This window comes from Vibrio sp. 10N.247.310.17, from assembly GCF_041466605.1.
GTDB classification, from domain to species: Bacteria; Pseudomonadota; Gammaproteobacteria; order Enterobacterales; family Vibrionaceae; genus Vibrio; species Vibrio tasmaniensis_A.
Window position 1 is genome coordinate 1 of sequence record NZ_JBFSTC010000228.1, and the last position, 1,227, is coordinate 1,227.

2 protein-coding genes are annotated in these 1,227 nt (G+C 43.7%); both read right to left on the reverse strand.

Going from position 1 to position 1,227, the window contains the following annotated elements; genetic code table 11:
• A partial coding sequence (locus AB6D80_RS25025; RefSeq protein ID WP_372189923.1) for an IS3 family transposase occupies window positions 1–675 on the reverse strand: 675 nt, incomplete at its 3' end.
• Complete coding sequence (locus tag AB6D80_RS25030; protein ID WP_371703098.1) at window positions 672–1,181, reverse strand: helix-turn-helix domain-containing protein; 510 nt, start codon at window positions 1,179–1,181, stop codon at window positions 672–674. The genes AB6D80_RS25025 and AB6D80_RS25030, both read right to left, overlap by 4 nt.
• Window positions 1,182–1,227: the final 46 nt, after the last annotated feature.

The window sequence follows — 1,227 nt, forward strand, 5'->3', positions numbered from 1 at the left end:
AAAAAAGTTTTCAGCAACCGCATTATCCAAGCAGTTACCTTTTCTCGACATGCTTTGCGTTAACCCACTCTCTGCTACCTTTTTCTGATACTGTCGATGACGATATTGCCAACCTTGATCGCTATGTATAATTGGCTTTGAGTTGGGTTTAAGCGTTGATATAGCTTCCGTCAGCATATCCGTGACAAGCGGCAAGCAGGCATTTTTGGCCACTCTATAAGCAACCACTTCCTGAGTAAACAAGTCGACAACGGGAGATAAGTATACTTTCTGCTCTTTGACTTTGAACTCCGTGACATCCGTTACCCACTTTTCATCGGGTTGAGTCGCACTAAAATCTCTTTCAAGCACGTTGGGAGCCGCTTTTCCTGACTCTCCTCGGTATGAACGATACTTTTTAATCCTGACCGTCGATTTAAGGTTGAGCTGAGCCATAAGCCTTTGAACCGTTTTGTGATTAAGCACGAACCCCTGATTTTTTAGTTCCAAGTGAATACGGCGGTAGCCGTACCGCCCCTTATGTTCATGATAAATTGACTTTATCAACTGCAGCTCACGTTCGTAGCTATTTGGGCGCTTGCTCGTTTGAGCCTGATAATAAAAGACACTTTTTGCCAGCTGTAGAGTGTGCAGTAGGTGCTTCAACGGGTACTTGCCTTTAAGAGTTAGAGCTATGACCGCTTTTTCTTTGTTCGACGGTTTTTTTCCTGCTCCAACTCTTCCAACTTTTTTAGAACGGCATTCTCGGTTCGTAAGTAGACCAACTCCTCTTTTAGCTCCTCAAGCGTCATTTCATCATCAGGCTTAGTGGTACGTTGAGGTCGCTGTTTCATTGGGGGTCTTCCTTTCTGGTGCATTTTGAGCCCTTTGATACCGAGCTCATTAAATCTTTTGAGCCAGACTGAGAGTATCCCAGGGGATGAGAGGTTTAATACTGCGCTAGTGTGCGTGAGAGACCAATCATTCGTCCACATTAAATTCAATGCTTTTCGTTTTGTCTGAGCAGTAGTTGCATGGTTAGTTGGTAAAAATGAGTCAGTACCATGGATGGCAAAGACTTGAGCCCAGTACCGAATCTGTCTCGAAGAAATTGAATATTGTTTTGCTAAATAGCGAGATGACGCACCATCTAAGCATCGTTTAGCAACGATACATTTTAGCTCGTGGCTATATTTGGACATAAAAAGACCCCCAATAATTGGTGTCCAACTATTGGGGGTCAGTTCA